This is a genomic window from Streptomyces sp. NPDC029956, from assembly GCF_055574655.1.
Window position 1 is genome coordinate 298054 of record NZ_JBVHZJ010000001.1, and the last position, 300, is coordinate 298353.

Annotated in this window: 1 protein-coding gene; it reads right to left on the reverse strand. The window is 71.3% G+C overall.

The features are described 5' to 3' along the window. On the reverse strand, positions 1-300 hold a 300-nt coding region (locus ACZ4XX_RS01140; RefSeq protein WP_468505902.1), incomplete at both ends, for a tetratricopeptide repeat protein.

A 300-nucleotide genomic window follows, 5' to 3' on the forward strand; every position in this document is an offset into this window, starting at 1 on the left:
GGCGTCACCCGCCTCCCCCCGGCAGGTGGCGAGGTTGCTGCGCGTGACAAGCGTTTGAGGGTGGTCCACTCCCAGCACTCGCGTGTGATCACCCAACAGCGCCGCGAAGGCCTCCACAGCGCCCGCGGCATCACCCGCCTCCCCCCGCCAGGTGGCGAGGTGACTGCGCGTGATGAGAGTGTCGGGATGATCCCCGCCCAGCACCCGCGTGTGATCACCCAACAGCGCCGCGAAGGCCTCCACAGCGCCCGCGGCATCACCCGCCTCCCCCCGCCAGGTGGCGAGGTGACTGCGCGTGAT